Genomic DNA, 225 nt, shown 5'->3' with positions numbered 1-225 from the left:
TCCCCCAACTACTTTCGGCGCTGAGACGCTTAACTTCCGTGTTCGGCATGGGAACGGGTGTGGCCGTCTCGCTATCGCCACCAGACAAAATGAATATTAACACCGCGTCATACGCATGTCAATATTGTTTTAGGGTTTGTTCCCTGAAAACTGAGGATTCATCAACACAAACCATTAGACTAGATCAAAGCCTCGACCGATTAGTATCATTCAGCTCCACGTGTC

At 47.6% G+C, this 225-nt stretch carries 1 rRNA gene; it reads right to left on the bottom strand.

Annotation, left to right across the window (positions count from 1 at the left end):
- Positions 1 to 85: ribosomal RNA gene (rrf, locus tag KOG47_RS14700) — 5S ribosomal RNA — on the bottom strand; the annotation flags it as partial.
- Positions 86 to 225: the final 140 nt, after the last annotated feature.

The organism is Exiguobacterium sp. s121, assembly GCF_018617245.1.
Classification (GTDB): domain Bacteria; phylum Bacillota; class Bacilli; order Exiguobacteriales; family Exiguobacteriaceae; genus Exiguobacterium; species Exiguobacterium profundum.
The sequence above is the reverse complement of the archived record's forward strand: the minus strand, read 5'-3'. Positions and strand labels throughout refer to the sequence as shown.